The sequence below is a fragment of the Blastopirellula sp. SH421 genome, assembly GCF_057808535.1.
In genome coordinates, this window is the sequence record NZ_CM173712.1 from 1,918,220 (window position 1) to 1,936,387 (window position 18,168).

Annotated in this window: 14 protein-coding genes; 6 read left to right on the plus strand and 8 right to left on the minus strand. The window is 55.5% G+C overall.

Annotated features, from left to right (window positions below; all coding sequences use genetic code 11):
- Positions 1-82 precede the first annotated feature (82 nt).
- The 6 genes from mtnC to rnr form a co-directional block, all read right to left on the minus strand.
- Positions 83-817 carry an acireductone synthase gene (gene mtnC / locus SH421x_RS07920; protein WP_488854879.1) on the minus strand — a complete coding sequence of 245 codons (735 nt, stop codon included), beginning with the start codon at positions 815-817 and terminating at the stop codon, positions 83-85.
- A complete protein-coding gene (locus SH421x_RS07925) occupies positions 814-1,395 on the minus strand; it encodes a 1,2-dihydroxy-3-keto-5-methylthiopentene dioxygenase (protein ID WP_488854880.1) in 582 nt (193 codons plus the stop codon). The genes mtnC and SH421x_RS07925 overlap by 4 nt, the downstream gene beginning before the upstream one ends.
- 40 nt (positions 1,396-1,435) lie before the next feature.
- The gene (gene mtnB / locus SH421x_RS07930) at positions 1,436-2,161 is read right to left on the minus strand and encodes a methylthioribulose 1-phosphate dehydratase (RefSeq protein WP_488854881.1); all 726 of its coding nucleotides are present in this window, start codon (positions 2,159-2,161) and stop codon (positions 1,436-1,438) included.
- 75 nt (positions 2,162-2,236) lie between these two features.
- Entirely contained in the window at positions 2,237-2,812 is a 576-nt protein-coding gene (locus SH421x_RS07935; protein WP_488854882.1) for a tRNA-(ms[2]io[6]A)-hydroxylase, read from the minus strand.
- 143 nt (positions 2,813-2,955) lie between these two features.
- On the minus strand, positions 2,956-3,315 hold the full coding sequence (locus SH421x_RS07940) for a hypothetical protein (protein ID WP_488854883.1): 360 nt from the start codon (positions 3,313-3,315) through the stop codon (positions 2,956-2,958).
- Between the two features lie 341 nt (positions 3,316-3,656).
- Positions 3,657-5,966, minus strand: coding sequence for a ribonuclease R (gene rnr, locus SH421x_RS07945; protein ID WP_488854884.1), 2,310 nt, complete (start codon positions 5,964-5,966; stop codon positions 3,657-3,659).
- 533 nt (positions 5,967-6,499) lie between these two features.
- Between rnr and SH421x_RS07950 the strand changes: the two genes are divergently transcribed.
- From SH421x_RS07950 to SH421x_RS07965, 4 genes are all read left to right on the plus strand, one after another.
- Positions 6,500-8,749, plus strand: coding sequence for a DUF1592 domain-containing protein (locus SH421x_RS07950; protein ID WP_488854885.1), 2,250 nt, complete (start codon positions 6,500-6,502; stop codon positions 8,747-8,749).
- The gene (locus SH421x_RS07955) at positions 8,733-10,052 is read left to right on the plus strand and encodes a DUF1552 domain-containing protein (protein ID WP_488854886.1); all 1,320 of its coding nucleotides are present in this window, start codon (positions 8,733-8,735) and stop codon (positions 10,050-10,052) included. Before SH421x_RS07950 ends, SH421x_RS07955 begins: the two co-directional genes overlap by 17 nt.
- A 221-nt stretch (positions 10,053-10,273) precedes the next feature.
- Positions 10,274-11,512: an ABC transporter substrate-binding protein gene (locus SH421x_RS07960; protein WP_488854887.1), complete on the plus strand. Its 1,239-nt coding sequence runs from the start codon at positions 10,274-10,276 to the stop codon at positions 11,510-11,512.
- On the plus strand, positions 11,509-14,037 hold the full coding sequence (locus tag SH421x_RS07965) for a sensor histidine kinase (RefSeq protein WP_488854888.1): 2,529 nt from the start codon (positions 11,509-11,511) through the stop codon (positions 14,035-14,037). The genes SH421x_RS07960 and SH421x_RS07965 overlap by 4 nt, the downstream gene beginning before the upstream one ends.
- Before the next feature lie 18 nt (positions 14,038-14,055).
- Here the strand turns inward: SH421x_RS07965 and SH421x_RS07970 are convergent, their stop codons facing one another.
- The gene (locus tag SH421x_RS07970; RefSeq protein WP_488854889.1) at positions 14,056-15,192 is read right to left on the minus strand and encodes a M48 family metalloprotease; all 1,137 of its coding nucleotides are present in this window, start codon (positions 15,190-15,192) and stop codon (positions 14,056-14,058) included.
- A gap of 232 nt (positions 15,193-15,424) precedes the next feature.
- Between SH421x_RS07970 and SH421x_RS07975 the strand changes: the two genes are divergently transcribed.
- Positions 15,425-15,916: an MEKHLA domain-containing protein gene (locus SH421x_RS07975; protein WP_488854890.1), complete on the plus strand. Its 492-nt coding sequence runs from the start codon at positions 15,425-15,427 to the stop codon at positions 15,914-15,916.
- Between the two features lie 5 nt (positions 15,917-15,921).
- Here the strand turns inward: SH421x_RS07975 and SH421x_RS07980 are convergent, their stop codons facing one another.
- On the minus strand, positions 15,922-16,851 hold the full coding sequence (locus tag SH421x_RS07980; RefSeq protein WP_488854891.1) for a DUF6655 family protein: 930 nt from the start codon (positions 16,849-16,851) through the stop codon (positions 15,922-15,924).
- Between the two features lie 267 nt (positions 16,852-17,118).
- Here SH421x_RS07980 and SH421x_RS07985 point away from each other — a divergent pair, with 267 nt between their 5' ends.
- Positions 17,119-18,117 carry a UbiA family prenyltransferase gene (locus SH421x_RS07985; protein WP_488854892.1) on the plus strand — a complete coding sequence of 333 codons (999 nt, stop codon included), beginning with the start codon at positions 17,119-17,121 and terminating at the stop codon, positions 18,115-18,117.
- The last annotated feature ends 51 nt before the right edge of the window (positions 18,118-18,168 follow it).

Here is an 18,168-nt window from a genome sequence, read left to right on the forward strand (position 1 = left end):
CGGCTGCAATGATAGGTAGGCAGCGCTGCACGACAAGAGACGATCATGCGGATCAGGAAATCCGCGTCAGAAGACATTGGTGCTAGCCGATGGAAACCTGGTCAAACGATTCAATGCCGGGATGTCCGTTGGCATTCTCGACCGGCGAATTGCCGATGCGATAGCACAGTCCAGTTTGCATGCCAGCTTCGCGCGCAGCATCTAACTCGCCGACGATATCGCTGAGAAACAAGATCTCGCCGGCGTCACAGCCGTAGTTGGTAGCGATCACGCGATAGCTGTCTGCGGCTTTCTTGGGACCGGTCGTGGTGTCGTAATGACCTCGAAACAATGAGAGCAAATCGCCGTGATTAGTATGTCCGAAAAACATCTTCTGAGCGGCGATGCTGCCGGAAGAATAGATTCGCACATCTTTGCCTGCTGCGTTCCAGCGAACCAGGGCAGGGGGGACGTCGTCAAACACGGCGGCGACCAACTCGCCAGAGTCGAATCCAGACTTCCAGATCAAGCCTTGCAACTGCTTGAGCCCGGTCGCTTTGACGTCGCTGTCCATCAGACGCTGCATCTCGGCGCTGACCCGTTGTTGCTTGGCCGCTTCGCTGGCGTCGGCTTGCGTCCAATCGGCGAACGTATCGTACCCGGCGTCCTGGGCGATGTAACGCAGCACCAGTTCCAGCTCCGGAGACTCCCAGGCAGACTGCAAGTAGGCGTCTAATTCGCGGCGCACAAACGGAAACATCACGTCGTACACGAACGCGACGCTCGCGGTCGTCCCTTCGATATCCAACAGCAAGCCGCGGCCAGAAAACTTGATCACGGTTTCACCACTGGATCCAGATCGTCCGCCTTCGCGATGTAGTCAGGGCCCCAGCAGAGCGGCGAGTAATTCTCGTGGACGCCTTGCTCCATGTAATGCGGAGTCCAGCCGGTGGCGTCTTCAAACAATCGGATGCAGCGGATCGTTTGTTCGTCACATAAGGTGAACCAGTGCTTCATGTTGGCCGGCACGTTGATCAGGTCGCCTGATTCGACCAGCACCGAGAAGACCGGACCTTGCGGCGGATTGATGTGAAAGACTCCTTGCCCTTTGACGGTGAAGCGCACTTCATCTTCGCTGTGCGTATGTTCTTTGTCGAACTTGGCCAGCAGCACGGCCAAGTTGGGCGTCTCAGGATTGACGTTGATCACGTCCGCCGTGACATACCCGCCGGCCGCTTTCAGGCGTTCAATCTCTGGGGCATAGGCGGTCAAGATTTCTTCGTTGGTTGCATCTACGCCAATCCGGCCTGCGACTTCCCACTTTTCGTACCAAATGCCGTGCGGCGCCAAGTATTCGCGAATCGCATCGGTCTCGGTGATGCGACGGTTTTCGTCGTGAATCGTTATGCTAGCCATGGGGGGAACTCTCTCCGAATATCGCTGATAAGTTGACGGGTTAAACGGCCGAAGCGGCGCTGCGAAGTTCGCCACACAGCAGCATGCGACGGACCAAGGTTTCAAAGAGAAACTCGTAGATCTCGATATGACGACGGGCCTCGGCGACATCCGCGCCCCAGGTGTACAGCCCATGACGGCGGATCAAATAGCCATGAATCGGCGGTTGCGATTGGTCGCTCAAGCGAGCGGCGACTTGCTCGGCCAAAACCGGGATATCTTGCGTGTTGTCGAAGACCGGAACCCATTCGGCGTGCTCATGCGTTTTGACGCCGGAGAGACCTTTGAGCATCTCGTAACCTTCGATCGTGAATCCTCCTTCGTCGAAGAAGTAATCCGACAGCAAGGTACCCCAGATCGAGTGCGTATGCAAAATCGCGCCCACTCCAGGTTGCTGGGCGGCGACAACATGCAACAACGTTTCGGCGGATGACTTGGGTTGGTCGGTCGTCGGGGCGCTGTCGATGCCGACTTGATGCCCTTGGTCATTAACCCGGACAAAATCAGCCCGCGTCAGACGGCCTTTGTCCATGCCGCTGGCGGTTAGTAACAGTTGTAGCGGATCGTGTTGCAGCACGACGCTATAGTTGCTGCTGGTTCCAACCGACCAACCACGTTGGAAGAAGTACGTGCCGGTTTCGCGAAGCGCATCGATTTCGGTTTCGTTGCCTGCCAAGACTGGGTGGGGCAAACCAATTGAAGCGCCGCCGAGAGAGACGTTTTCCATAAATCTTCGTCACAAGTTTTGGGTGCGTAAAACGCCAGTCTAACACGATTTACGGCGACGGCAACCGAGTAACGCCTAGCTATGCATGCGGGGATTCTCGTCCCCCACGGCGATAATCTCCGCTTCCGCGGCGGCCAGTTCGTCTAGGCGCCGCATTACGGTCTGCTCATCGGCATAATGCTTGGCCAGACGAACATACGCCGAATGGTGTCGCGCTTCTGATTCAAACAGCTGATCGTAAAAATTGGCCAGACGCTGGTCGGTCAAGCGGTCTCGCAATATTCCGAAGCGTTCGCAGCTGCGAGCTTCGATTAGGCCGGCGACGAGCAAGCGGTCGACCGCACGCTCTGGCTCGTTTTTCCGGACCAGCGCGTGCAATTGCTCTCCATATTTGCTTGGCTTGATGCGGCAGAAACGGACTTGCCGCTCATGGAGCAGTTCTAGCACCAGATGAAAGTGCTCTAGTTCTTCGTTGACGATCTCGGTCATGGCCCGGCACAACTCTTCGTTCTCGACATAGGCGAAGATCATATTCATCGCGACGCCGGCCGCCTTCTTTTCGCAGTGGGCGTGGTCGATCAGTATCAGGTCGAGATTTGCGGTGACATCGGCCAGCCAGCGCTCGGAGCTTGTCGATTGAAGATGCAGCATAGGTCTGCGGTTCACACCATACCACTAAAGAGGAAATCGCTAATGTAGGCGCCCAGTCGGGGCGGCTCAAGGAGAGAGACGCACGAAAAACGCCTCGACTGGTAAGGGTCGAGGCGTCGTACAGAAAGTTTCGTAGCGTTTGCTTAAAAGCCAACGCCCAGCGAGAAGTTGCGACCGTTCAGATAAACTCCGCCGCCCCCACCGCCGTAGTAGCTGCGACCATAGTAGGAGGCTCCATACGGGCCAGGATAAAACGGCGAGTAATATCCGGGACGTGCCACAATGACGGCGCGACTTGAGTAGCCGCGGGAGTATCGTCCGTAGTTGCCTCGCCCTCCATGGTAGCCGTGACCACCGCCATGGTAATGACCAACATGGCCGTGGTGTCCATGGTGTCCATGATGATCGTGACCGCGGTGAGGACCACCGGCCATCGCGGACGAAGCGCCCCACGACAACGCGACAGCAGCAGTGATTGCCAGGGTGAAGAGTAAGCGTTTCATCGTTCTGATCTCCGACTAGGGGGAAATTTCAAGCCAACTTCCGCGACACAACGCGGATTTGCTGGCTTGCGTATTTGTCTCAATCAGCATCGCTCTCAGTTGACTGTCGGCGGATGCTGCTGAGTTACATAACGCAAGCAGCGTGCCATAAGTCTGGCAGTAGGCTGCAAGTCCCTAATAGGAAACAGGTTAGGAGAAATTCGATTGTGCCAAAGAAAGAAAGTCTACTGGTTTGTTGTCAAATTGATAACGAAATTCTCAAAATGAGCCAGTAAGCAACTGGTGTTTGGATTGTCCAGCGACCAGCGCGACGTTTTTCTCCGCGCCAAAACAACGTAAGGTTACCGTTTACGCTTTTTATGCTTGCCCTGTCTTAGTTCGGGTTTGCCTTGATTCTTCTTCTTGGCCGGCTTGTCAGTCGGGTGCGAAAAGTTATCGCTGGCGTTTCGTCCCGTGGTGGGACGTCGTCGAACCGAGTCGGCTGCATGTCTAGCTGAGCGAGACTCTTGTTCGATCAAGCGAAAATCGAGTTCCCGTTTTTCGAGGTCGACCCGTGCGATCGCGACCTTCAGTACGTCCCCTAGGCGAAACGCATTGCCGTCACGATTGCCGACCAGTGAGTGGGTCGTCCGATCGTAGTGATAGTAGTCGTCCTGCAACGCGTCGATATGAATCAGCCCGTCGGCCGGCAACTCTAAACCTTGAACAAACAAGCCAAACGATTCGACGCCGGTGATCACCGCGTCCATCCTCAGGCCGATCTTCTGACTCAGATGGTTGAGCAGCTTAATCTTGACCAGATCGCGTTCGGCGCTGGCGGCCCGTTGTTCCCGCTGCGAGCAATGCTCTCCCTCGGCCATCATCGCGTCATAGTCCTGCACCGGCTTTTTGCCAGCCGCCAGGTCGTTGTACATCCGATGGATCGTCAAGTCGGGATAGCGGCGAATCGGCGAAGTGAAATGGCAATAGCATTCGCTCGCCAGGGCGTAGTGGCCGATCTCTTCGGGACTGTAGACCGCTTTTTTCATGCTTCGCAGCGTCGCGTAATTCACCGCCGCTTGCTCAGGCAAACCTTTCACCTGATCCAGCGTGCGTATGATCTCGAAACGGCTTTGCAGGCTATCGCACTCAATGCCGACATCGCGGACAAATTCGGTCAATGCTTCCAGCTTGCGCGGATCGGGCGAATCATGCACGCGCCGCAAAAAGAAGAGCTCTTGATCGTGCAGTTTGTCGGCAACCGCCTCGTTGGCGGCCAGCATGAACTCTTCAATGATCTGATGGCTCTCGGTGTTCTTCTCGGCATGCGCGCCAGTCACGGCGCCATCCTTGTCGAGATCTAGCTTAAGCTCTGGCATGATCAATTCGATCGACCCTCGTTGGAAGCGTCGCTCACGCAGCATCATCGCCAGCTCGTGCATGTTGGCCAGCAGCTTGTGTACCTGCGGCGTCAGTTTTTCTTTCCAAACGTCTCGATCAGCAAGATACTCGTCGACTTCTTCGTAGGTAAAGCGACGGACGCTGCGGATAGCGCTCTTGTAGACTTCGGTATGTACTCGGGATCCATCGGCCGAGAACTCGATCTTGGCCGTTTTCGCATAGCGAACTTTGTTCGGCTGCAAGCTGGCCAAATTGTTTGAGATAATCTCCGGCAGCATCGGAATCACTTTGTCCGGCAGATAAATGCTGGTCGCGCGATTGCGGGCCTCGGCGTCGAGTGCCGAACCTTCAGGCACAAAGTGAGCCACGTCGGCGATATGCACGCCGAGCACCCAATGCCCATTGTCTAGCCGTTTCAGGCTGATCGCGTCGTCAAAGTCGCGCGCATCGACCGGATCGATGGTGATAATGGTCTCCGCCGTTTCGTCTTGGCGATCTTCGCCGATCGACTCATCAAATGCGTCGGCCAAATCACGTGCAACTTCGAGCGCCTCTTCCGGAAATTCTTCCGGCAAATCGTACTCGCGCATTACCGAGAGCAAGTCGACGCCGGGCGCTCCGCGTGCTCCTAAAACTTCGACAATCACCCCTTCGCCGTCATGAAAGTGCGACGGGAAGCGGACGATTTCGATCACGACTTTGTCGTCGAGCCGGGCGCCTTTGACGCCGGGGTCGCCAACCAAGATCGGTTGGGTAAAGACATTGCCGTCCACTTTGACCAAGGCTTGCGCATTGGCTTCGGTATAGGTGCCGACAAAGCGATGCGTTTCGCGTTCGACGACCTCGACCACTTCGCCACAAATTTTTGACTCGCCGGTCGTACCGCGCATCTTGAACAGGCGAATTCGGACGGTATCGCCGGTCGCGGCGTCCGCAGTCCGCTTCGCAGGGACATAAATGTCAGCAGTCCGCTCAGCCGATTTTGGCGTTCCGAGCGGTCGAACAAAGCCAAACCCTTTGGCGGTTCGATGAAAAGCGCCGACGATCGATTGAGCCGTCTTCGCGTTTTGGGCATTGACTCGCTTGATCAGATGGCTTGCGCCGTAAGCGATTTGCCCTTTTTTCAGAAGTCGCTTGATTGCACGCTTGAGCGTCTTGAGGTCTTCTTCCGCCAGATTTAGTTGTTTGGCGATAACTTTCGGTTTAACCGGTTGGTAAGTCGACCGTTGAATGTGGGCTAGGAGCGTTTGCTCCAGCTGTTCCAGTTCCATGAATCTCCGTTCTTGAGAAATACTTATAGGGTCTCAACCCTCGAGAGAAGCGTCGGGGCTCGGCGACCTTGCCGAAGAAATAGCCCGAGACCAGCTTCTATGGGGGAAACCACACTTCCACTAATGTATCAGATGTCGGCGCGTCCGCCTAAGCGATCCGCCGAAATGGCATGAAGTTTTCGCCTAAGTAGGATAGACGCTTCTCCCAACACGAATGTTCGCGAAAATCGCCCCTAGCTCAAGGTTTTCTCCCTTTTTAAGCGGTTCGTTGGGGAGGACGAAATCTTGACAAGTTGGCGGTCAAATAGTTACCATAAAGGGTGAAGAGATGGTATTTAATTCCATTTTCTTCCCCTCCTACCCACTTGATGGTCACACTGCGTTTTCGGCGCTTGCCGCGTAATTGCCGCATTCCTACCACGCTTGCGATGTGTGTCCTCCAATTCCCGCCTCCTATATCAGCACCCTAGATGCCTGCAATCCAGCTTACCTCCTGCGCTGTCAACAAACGCTTCGTTCAAGCGTCGCTGGGGATGCTTGCCATATTACTGATCGCAAATCTCGCAGAGGCTGCACCGCCCGATGGCGCTGCGATCTATAAAAAACTGTGCAGCGAATGTCACGGCGCACAAGGAGAGGGCGTCGGCGGCGCGGCCGAGAACGCGCTGCGAGGGACCAAATCAATCTCGCAGTTAGCGATGTCGATCACCGCGACCATGCCGGAAGACGATCCAGAGGCTTGTGTTGGAGAGGATGCCGCCGCGGTTGCTGCGTTTATTCATGAAAAGTTTTATGCTCCGCACGCGCGTGAAACAGCCCCGTCACGCATTGAACTCTCGCATTTGACGGTCGATCAATATGACAACACCGTCGCCGATTTGATCGCCAGCTTTCGCTGGACGCCCGATCCCAAAGAGCATCGCGGGCTGAAAACCGAGATTTACAACAAACGCAATTTCCAAGATCGAAAGATCGAACGCATCGACGCCAAAATTGATTACGATTTTGGCAAGGGGACGCCCGACGAGAAGATTACCAACGCCGAGGAGTTCTCACTGCGCTGGCAAGGAATGGTCTTGGCCGAAGATACCGGCGACTACGAGTTCATTCTCACTACGCAAGTTGGCGCCCGATTGTGGGTCAACGACGATCGTACTCCGCTGATCGATCAATGGGTTGCGTCGCGCGGCGACCCCAAAGAGTTCTCCGCAACGATCCGTCTGTTGGGTGGACGTCCTTATCGGCTTAAATTGGAAGTTTACAAATTCAAAGATGACGCTGCGTCGGTTCGACTAGAGTGGAAACCGCCACGCAAGGCGCGTGATTTTTTGACCGCCCGCAATCTCTCGCCAGAGTATGCGCCGCACCTGTTCATTTCGTCAGCCAGTTTTCCGGCCGATGACGCTGTCTCTGGATACGAGCGGGGAGTCGCAATCTCCAAAGCTTGGGACGAAGCGACCACCAGAGGCGCTTTGGAGGCGGCCAGTTATGTAGTCGATCATCTGGATGATTTGGCGAAAACCAAGCATGACGCCGCCGATCGGCGTGAAAAGGTGCTGGAATTTTGCGGCAAGTTTGTCGAACGAGCTTTCCGCCGTCCGCTGAGCGATGAAGATCGCGCCTTTTTCATCGACGAACAATTCGCTGGTGAGATGGCGCTCGAAACTTCGGTCAAACGTTGCGTGCTGCTGGCGCTCAAATCACCCCGGTTTTTGTATACGAATCTGCAAAACACGCCGCCTGATCGTTACGACTTGGTCTCGCAATTGTCGTACGCGTTGTGGGATTCGATGCCAAGCGAGCATCTGTTTCGTGCGGCGAAAGAAGGCTGGGTAGCTCGGCCCGAGCAAGTACAAAGCGAAGCAGAGAAAATGCTGCAAGATCCTCGCGCTAAAGCCAAGCTGCGCAGCTTCTTCCATCACTGGCTGCAACTGGATGAGAAGGAAGGAATTGTCAAAGATGCGCAAGTCTTCCCGGAGTTCAGTGAACAAGTCGCAGCGGATCTGCGGACTTCGCTTGACTTGTTTGTGGAGGACATTGTCTGGAGCGACTCTTCCGACTATCGACAATTGCTGTTAGGAGATCGACTGTTTGTCAACGATCGCTTGGCCAAGTTGTACGACATCCCCTATAACGGCGGCGAGCAGTTTCAGCCGATTTCGTTTCAGCCCGAACATCGAGCCGGTGTCGTCACACATCCCTACATGCTGTCGATGCTCGCCTACAATCAGTTCACTTCGCCGATTCATCGTGGGGTCTTTGTGACGCGGCATTTGCTCGGACGTTCGCTCGCCGCGCCTCCCCAAGCGACCGAGTTCAAAGATGGTGACTTTCATGCTGGCATGACCATGCGCGAGAAGGTCACAGTACTAACCGAACCGGCCGCCTGTCAGGGTTGCCATCAAATCATCAATCCGCTGGGCTTTAGTCTTGAGCATTTTGATGCGATTGGGCGATATCGCGAAACCGAAGGAGAACGCCAGGTCGACGCGATCTCAGAATTTGCCACCGCAGTGGGTGATACGATAAAATTGGAAGGCGCGCGGAGCTTGGCCCAACATATCGTGGAGAGTCGCTCGGCGCACGGCGCGTTTGTCGATCAACTGTTTCATCATTGCGTCAAGCATCCGATCAACGCTTACGGCCCGACGACGCGTGATGACTTGATCACGTCGTTTGAGCAATCGAATTACAACGTTCGCAAGCTGCTAATAGACATCGCTGTGGTCGCCGCTTTGCACACGCCTAACCAAGGAGATGCGGAACATGTCGCGTCTAACTAGACGAGAGTTCGTACGCAATTTGGGGATTTCATCCGCCGCTTTGCCGCTGCTGATGAATCTTCCCAGCTTAGGAATGGCGGCCAATCCCGACCTGCGCAAGCAACGCTTGGTAGTGATGTTTAGCCCCAACGGGATCATCCCTGACGCCTACTGGCCCGATAAAGTCGGCGAGGATTTTGCGCTAAAAGAAATCATGGCGTCGCTCCAGCCCTATCAGAGCAAGACGCTCATCATGAAAGGGGTCTGCGATCGTGTCCGCGGCGACGGCGACAGCCACATGCGCGGCATGAGCTGCTTGTTGACCGGCATCGAGCTCTTCCCCGGCAACATCCAAGGAGGTTCGGATACGCCGGCCGGTTGGTCGCGCGGTTTGTCGATTGACCAAGAGCTAAAAGAGCATCTGCAATCGCAAGCAGCGACCCGCACGCGGTTTGGTTCGCTGGAGTTTGGTGTGAATGTCCCGGATCGGGCTGATCCCTGGACGCGCATGGTTTACTCCGGCCCCAACAAGCCGGTAGCCCCAATCGATGATCCATACCGCATGTTCGAGAAACTGTATGGACAGGTCAAAGATCGTGAAAGCCTGCAAAGCGTGCTCGATAAAGTTCGTATCGATCTAAAGCGGGTGGAGCGGTACGTCAGCAGCGAAGACAAGCAGCGTTTGGAAGAACACGCGACCTTCGTACGGCAGATGGAGCAAGAGCTAAAAACGGCTGGCGAAGAAAAACTGACTTTGGAAGCTCCTGTGCAGGAGCCCGGTGTGCAGTTGAAAAATGACAACATGCCGACGATCAGCAAGATGCAGATGGACTTGCTGGTCAATAGTCTGGCGAACGACGTTGCCCGGGTCGCGACGCTGCAATACACCAACTCGGTGGGGCAAGCGCGGATGAACTGGATCGGTGTTGATGACACGCATCACGAGCTGTCGCACAAGCCCGATAATGACGAGGACGCTAAGCAAAAGTTGATCAAGATCAACACATGGTTCTGCGAACAGCTCGCCTATCTGGTCAAAAAGCTGGACGAGACGCCGGAGCCCGGCGGCGACGGCACGCTGTTGGACAACACAACGGTCATCTGGACCAACGAATTGGGCAAAGGAAACTCGCACACCTTGGACGACGTGCCGCTGGTGCTGGTCGGCGGAGGGCTGGGATTCCGCATGGGACGTTCACTGCAATTCGAGCGACAGCCCCACAATCGTCTCTGGATTTCTGTTGCGCAAGCGATGGGACATCAGATCGAGACCTTCGGAAATCCCGATTTCTGCGGCGGGGGAGCTTTGTCCGATTTGACGTAATACGCACCGTAGATAGAGCGTGATTTGATTAGCCGCCTGAACTTCAGGCGGCTTTTTTTTATGGCGATTGCCGGTAATCGGGGGAGTATATTCGCTACGATCGCGCTCTCCAGAACGATGCGTCACCGCCAGCAATGGGGTGCTATCTTTCACTACTTGCGCTAACCAAGCGATTCGCGACTCGGTGACGAGTCGGACGACGTAACTAGGGGTAGACCGTCGTGTTATCGAGAAATCAGCGACTGCGTGTTCGCAGCCGATTCCTATTCGCCGCCTTGTTATTGGTTTCGATCGGATTGACCTTTGAGGTCAGTGCGGGGCCTGCCGAAGTGAATGCTGAACCGCCGCCTTTGCGATTTGGCATGTCGACGGCGTTGACCGGTCCGATTGCCGATCTGGGGATCGAAATGCGTCACGGCGTCTTGGCCGCCTTCGACGAAGCGAACAGGTCAGGCGGAATCCAGGGCCGCAAGTTGGAATTGATCACCCTAGACGATGGATATGAACCCAGCGAGACCGGCCCAAACGTGCGGCGGCTGATCGAAAAAGACCAGGTCTTGGCGATTGTCGGAGACGTGGGAACGCCGACTGCGATTGTTGCTGCTCCGATGGCGCAGCGAGCTGGCGTCCCGTTTGTGGGCGCAGTGACCGGTGCAGGCACGCTTCGTAAAACGCCGCCAGATCGCTACGTGATTAATTTTCGAGCAAGCTATGCCGAGGAAACGTCGGCGATGGTAGAAGCATTGGTCAATGCCGGAATTCAACCCCAAGAGATCGCATTCTTTACGCAGCGCGATGGATATGGAGATGCAGGCTTCTCCGGCGGAAGCGAAGCGCTCAAGCGACATGGCCTGCTGCGCCCTGGAATGATCGCTCATGGTCGTTATGAACGAAACACCATGGCGGTCGAAGGGGCGCTGGCCGACTTGATCCTGCATCATCCCACCCCTAAAGCGGTTATTCTGGTCGGCGCGTATGCTCCTTGCGCAAAGTTGATTCTTTTGGCGAACAAATCTGATTTTCATCCGCTGTTTCTGAACGTGTCGTTTGTTGGCGCCAACTCTTTGTCGACAGCTCTGGGGGATCAATCCGCAGGCGTCATCATCTCGCAGATTGTTCCCCATCTGGATGAAAATCTCCCCATCAATCGCGAGCATCGTGCAGCGCTGGCGCAGAGTGAATCGGCGCAGCAATCGCCGACGATGATTTCGCTGGAAGGTTACGTTGTTGGTCGGATGCTGATCCTGGCGCTGAGTCGCATCCCGGGTGAAATCGATCGCGAATCGATCGTCAGCGCACTGGAGAGCCTAGGAACTTTTGACCTGGGGCTAGGCGTGCCGCTGCGTCTGACGAGCGAAGAGCATCAAGCCAGCCATTCGATCTGGGCCAGTCGGATCGAAGCAGGCGAATTGAAGCCGATGCATTGGTCCGAGGTACGCGCCATGGAGTATCAACCGTGAGCGGCGAACCAGCGACATACGGCGAGCGAACTGACGCTCGGCGGCTGGTCTGGCTTTTGTCGGCAGTCGGCTTGATTTCTGGCTTGATCGTCTTTTGCGTCACCGCGCCGACGCTGCAATTTCTGCAGTTTCAATATTCGTCGTCCGCCGCTCAGCGCACTCGTATCGATGAATCGATCGCCGAAATTGAGCGTGATCTGACCGAAGGCCGGCGTGAGTTCACCGAAGTAATTCTGGCTCCGATCTCCCATAAGATTCATGTACAGGATCTCGACTCGCTCCCCGACCAGCATTGGTTCAGAAAACTGCAGCATGCGGTCGTTGAGATTCAGAATGAGCCTGCATTTCGCGACTCTCAGGAATTAAATCAACTTGCCGAACGGCTGGCCGAAATCCCTGCGATGTATCGCAAAATGCTCACTTGGTCGAGCGATCTGACTACCGCCGAAGCGGAGCGGATTGCTGCACAACGGAAGACGCAAGAGGCGCTGCATAGGATCCGCGGCCACTTTGGTGAGCTGGAAGGGAGGCGGCGATTGGATCTAGCGATTCAGCTTCGGAATGATACGCCGAACCGTTCTGGCAGAACGATGGTCGCGCATGATAAGTTAGTCGAAAGTTTTCGAGACGCTACCGAGTTTGAAGCGATCGCTAATGAATTGATGCAGTTGGCGATCCTATGCGAAAAACTAGCGGCGGAGAGTGACGTCGACCAACTTGTGGACCTCAAAGACAATGATTTGAAAGCATCGTTTTCTCGGCTTGAGCATGCGCTGCAGCGATTTCCAGAAAATGACGAAACGATTCGATTCCTTTTGACCTCGCTCCAGGTGACGCTGTTGGGTGAAGGAAGCGTGTTTGATGACGCCCATCAAACCATCCATCCCGGACACGGCGGCTTTTACGTCTGGCAGCGAGAAGAACTGCTGGGCAAGCAAGCACAAGGCGCGATGTTGCGACGCATGGATGCTAAATTTGATTCTTTTCGTCCTGTCTTGCATGACCTGGAAAATCACTTTTCCCAAGTCGCCGAACTAGAAGTAAAAAATGCGGATTTAGCCGCTTTGGCCGCCTGGACGATCATGATTGTGACCGGCGTCGTTTGTATCTGCTCGTTTCTGTTCTTGGCGCGGCGAATTGCCGGAATCATAACGCAGCAAATCGAGGACGTCGAACGCAAATCAGCCGAGTTGCAAGTGAACAATTCGGAAGTCCGCTTGCTGCAGGATGTCGCCGAGGCAGCGAACAAGACGACGTCGTTGGCCGAGACCATCGAGTATGTGATGCGTCGATTCGCCGAGCATACAGGCTTTTCGTTAGCGATGGCGACTTACACCAATGAACGAGGGATGCGCCAAGTTGTGGCGACCCAAGCTTGGCGAGACGCCGAACTTTCGCTGGAGCCGCTGGTCGCTTCTTGCGGCTCTGAAGCTTCGACCAAGCTCTCAGTGCGCACGCTACCACTTCGTCCATTAAAAAGTTGCGAGGATGAACTCGGCAGTGGAATTGCAATCATGATGCGACAAGAGACATTTTTTATTCACTGTCACTTCCTGTCGCCGCGGATCGATCAGCCTTCGCAACGAACGCTGCGACTCGCAGAGGATGTCGCCAATCGCCTCAGGCAAACCTTAGAACGCGCCTACGCGAATAGTCGTCTCCAGGAACTCAATAGCAAGTTAATTGACTCGGCTCGCCATGCCGGCATGGCCGAAGTCGCCACCGGGGTGCTGCACAACGTGGGGAATGCGCTCAACAGTGTAAATACCTCCCTTTCCTTTTTGCGGGATGGTACGGCCCAGTCGAGCTTTGTCGATCTGCGCAGGACGCTTGACTTGGTGGCCAAGCAGTCTAGCTCTTTGGAAGAGTTTATGACCAGTCATCCAAAAAGATCGCTAATCTATCCGATGCTATCAGAACTTGCCGAGCGATTGCGGACCGAGAACGACCAGCAACTTGCTGGCGTCGACGATTTGCGTCGCCATGTAGATCACATCAACAAGATCGTGGCCGTTCAACAGTCGCTGGCTCGAGTGCAATGCGTTCAACAGCCGACTGACCTGACGCAAACGCTGATGAAGGCGATCGAATGGCAACGCGAAACGCTGCGCCATCACCAGGTAGAACTTGTTAGCGATTTCGCCGAACTCCCAATATTGCAGTTAGACAAACATCGCGTAGTAGAGATCTTCAGCAATCTGTTGAAAAACGGGGTCGAGTCGATTGTCGAAGCACAGAGCAAGCAACGTCGGATTCATGTGAGCGTGCACCAGCTCAATCGCGACCGAATCGCCATCGAAGTGCGGGATACCGGCATCGGCGTCAAGCCCGAGAACCTGAAGAGTGTTTTCACTTTCGGTTTTACGACCAAGTCGAATGGTCATGGTTTTGGTTTGCATAGCGCCAGTCTGTCAGCCAAGCAGATGGGAGGGCATTTGGAGATCGAGAGCGATGGCTACGGCCAGGGGGCTACGTTCCGACTCGTGCTCCCCTTTACGCCTTTCGAAGAAGTCGCGCTGGCGTAACGCAACGCTCTTCATGCATTAGATTGCCGATTCCCAGGTAGGAGGCTCCATCGTTTCTGCGCCGCTCTGTTGCAGTGCGGCGGCACGCTGGCGAAAGCTGGGATGAAGCCAGTTGGCTTGGTCCAAGGGAATGTCGGCGGCGATGCTCAGCTTTCGCAGCGCCGTGGTAAGCAGTGAGCTCGCCTGATCTCCATAGATCGTCCGTAACTGCTTTACCGCCCAAGCGTCCGCTTCCAGTTCTAGGCGTCGTGCTTGTCGCGGCGTCCACCAGAAAAAATAAGCCGAGAGCAGGCAAGGAGCGGCCGCTTCGAGCAGCGTTAGTTGCAGCCCTTGCGCATCGAGCCAAACGACGAGCCAATAACGCATCGCCAACAGGATCGCCGCTGGAATGATGATTGCTGTTAAGCGTCGCGCAACATGCCGCAGTCGAAGATGTCCCATTTCATGCGCGATCACTGCTTCGACCTCGCTGGGTGTCAACACATCCAGAAGGGAGCCCGATATAATCAAATAACGAAACGGCGGAACGCAGCCAAGCAGTGCTGCATTGTGGATCGATGTCGACTCGGGCCAGACCAGTAGTGTGGGCAAGTTTCGCCCGTATTGCAGTTGTAAACGCTGGAGCAATTCAGACGCATCAATCGGTGTTAGTCCCCAGCAGCGGCGGAGAAATTCGGGATAAACGGCGATCAGCAATATCACAATCAGGCCAATTGTCAGCATGCCGCTCTCGCTTGCAGGTCCGGCTAGTCCACCCGCGTGAGCGGCGGCCGCGCCTAGCCAAACAGGACCGCAAGTCACCGGCAACTCCATGCGAATTTCTGCGAATGCCTGCGGGAGACCATCTGCTTCGGCCAGCATGGCCAGACGCGAGACAACCGCCGGCAGCAAGAGAATCGCTTCGCACAAAAAAGGGATCTCTCCCCAAGTCGAAGCGGCGATGATCCCGCCCCAGTTGCCGGGCCAGATCATCAGCAGCGAGGTGAAGCCCCAGCAGATTTCGGCCAAGAAGCTGCGTTTAAAACTGCGTGCGATGCTCCATTGAAGCAATCCCAGCGCCAGACAAACCATCCATGACGCAAGCGGCTCGTCGACCGACTCGCCAGGGCGAGCGATTAGCACAATCGTACAATAGACGAGGGTCTGAAATAGCATAGGAAGCGCCGTGTCGAGGAGGAGCTTCTATCGTAATCGCCGGGTGTCAGTCGGTACAACGAAAAGCCATGCAGGTCCCAATAGACCGATTGTGACGATTGCGGTGAGTGAATATTGGGGCCGACGTGCGCGTGGAGCAGCGTGAGCGACTTGGATAGTCTGCCCAGATAGCGTCTACCCTTTATTTGGTATCCTAGCAGCAGGAAGATAGACCTCGTTTTGAACGGATCCAATGATGACGGACCTTTCCGCATTTGCCGTAGAAACTCCTCGCTTCGTGCGACACTTGCTCGATTCGTATCGGCGCTGGGTGGGCGTCGAACTGATGCAACGCACCAACGACGAGCAAACGGATCTCAAGCAATTATTCGTGATGCCGGCGGTCGTGGTCTCACATGGCGCGCAAGCCGATCCGATCTTCAAATTTGGCAATCAGACAGCGCTCGAACTTTGGGAGATTGCACTTCCCGAGTTCTTGCAGATGCCGTCCCGTTTAACGGCCGAGCCGTTGCATCGCGACGAACGCGCACGTCTCTTGCAGCGGACTGAGCAAGACGGCTATGTCGATGACTATCGCGGCGTGCGGATTTCTAGTCGAGGTCGCCGCTTCTACATCGAGCAAGCGACCATTTGGAATATTGTTGATGATTCCGAGACCTATATCGGCCAGGCGGCGACCTTCGACCACTGGACTTATTTGCGCCCAGGCGAGCAGCCGGAGTAGCGCGACTATCCCGAGACCGTCACCGTCGCCGGCTCTTTCTTAGGGATTGGTTTGGGCTCATCCTTTTCAGGCGTCGAATTTGACTTCTTGTCGGATGACGGCTCCTCTTTGTAGCCCACCAACTCGGCTTCGGCCTTGTCTGGGGGGGAGAGTGCCGCATCATCCCCTTCGGTCGTTTCGTCAAGATCGGCGTCGGCGAGATGCTCGTTTCGAAAGTCAAATGGAGCGTTGTAATCGACCGGGATGGTGCTTTCCTCCTCTTTGCGGAAAGGGTTTGGCAATCCAATGCTTGTCCCCGCAAATTGAGCACTGTCGTAGATGTTGCCCCCTTGAAATGGACCGGCGCCCAATAACCAAGTATCGCGTGCTGTTCCCAGCGATTGGGCGATGCCTGATTGCCAGACCGGCTCACGCGTTTTGCTATGATAAGCAAACAGGGCAATTTTGGCGCCGCCGATTGTATTGCTTTTTTTCGCAAATGCGATCTCGGGCATCGTCGGGATCGGAGGAGCGGTCGGAAAGAGCGACGCGGCAGAACTTACAGCATTGTTGGAGGGAATCCCGTAGGTGACAGAATGCCCTTCGGTCCCCAGCGCGCCGATCCGCGCTTCGACAATATAGTCCGCTTCGGCGGCTGAATCTTGCAATAGGCAACCGGCGGCGCTGATTTGTTGGCGGATTGCGCTGGTGATGTATTCAGCATTGACGAACCCGGCGCCTTTTACGTTTTGCAAATAGCGTGGTTCTAGGTAAACCTTCTCACCGCGCAGCGGCTGAAAGTCAATATCGGCGATCGCTTCGTCAACGGCATGCGAACTGACAAGTTGTTCTGTCAGCGTGCGATTAGATGTCGTCCCGCAACCGCCTGCTAGTAGCAGGCCGACCACGAGCGCGCAGCCGCGGATTGCGGTGAAAAATTGGAAGCTGGCGGCCATTGTGAAATGCGTGTCATGCGTGGGTGGAGGGAGGGGAGGCAGGATGCGTTTGGTAGGAGCGACAACATCGCGGTAGGGTCGGATGCGTTGCCTTGCAGGCGAACTATAGAAAAATGCTGGGATCGACGAAACGGCAGTTTTGTGAAGATATCACGAGAAATTGACTTGACTGGATGGCGTTGAGCGCCTGTCGCTGCCGGAGCATCGGACCTATAATAGGTCGTTCGTCTCTAAATTTCCCCATTTTCCAAAGCGTGTGCTGAAAACGTGGCGACCGTCTCCGCTGAACCTGCTTGGCTTCCCTATTTTCAGCTGTTTCGGCTGCCGAATCTCTTTACGGCTTGGGCGGACATTTTGACGGGGTATTTGGCGGTAACGCAGTTTTCCAGCAGCACAGATACGGCCAGTTTGCAGCCGTGGCCCGTTTTTTTGTGCCTGATTGTGGCTTCCAGCTTGATTTACTCGGCCGGAATGGCCCTCAATGATTACTACGACCTAGAGCAGGATCGCCGCGAGCGGCCCCAGCGGCCGTTGCCGTCTGGCCGCATTTCTCCCCGGTTGGCCGCTTGGCTAGGGTACCAGTTTTTGCTGGTCGGGATCGTGCTAGCATCGGTCGCCGGCTATTTGTACTCCAATTCCGCAGCGCTTCCTTGGCGCGGGGGAGCGGTCGCCGTTGCGCTGGTTGCTTCGGTGTTACTCTATGACGCCCTATTAAAAGCGACGGTCTTTGGCGCCGTGGCGATGGGCGCCTGTCGATTTTTTAATCTGCTGCTGGGGATGAGTTTGGCCGGAAAATTGGCCAGCAACGGCGATTTTATGCTGGTCGGATACGACATGGGCCAACTTGCCTTTGCCGGTGGAATCGGGATCTATATCGCCGGCGTGACCTGGTTTGCTCGGACCGAAGCGAAAGAAAGCTCACGTCCGATGTTGATCTTTGGTTTTGTGGTTCTGGTCGCTGGTTTGGGACTGTTTGTCGCATCGCCGCTGCTGGGATCCTCGATTATTCGGTTGCGCTCGATGGAGACATTCGGCTGGTGTGGTCTGATGGCCATTTTGGCGATCTCGATCCTCCGCCGCTGCGTCATCGCCATTGGCGATCCCTCACCCGGCAATGTACAAGTGGCGATCAAGCAGGCGTTGCTGTCTTTGATCACGCTGAATGCGGGCATGGTACTAGCGGTTTGCGGGGCATTTTGGGCGGTGATCGTCGTCTTCCTGATGATGCCGATGCTGTGGTTGGGCCGCAGGGTCTATTCGACGTAAACTAACGAAGGCGATCACCGGGCAACTTCGGCAAGGGAAGCGCGGACGCGA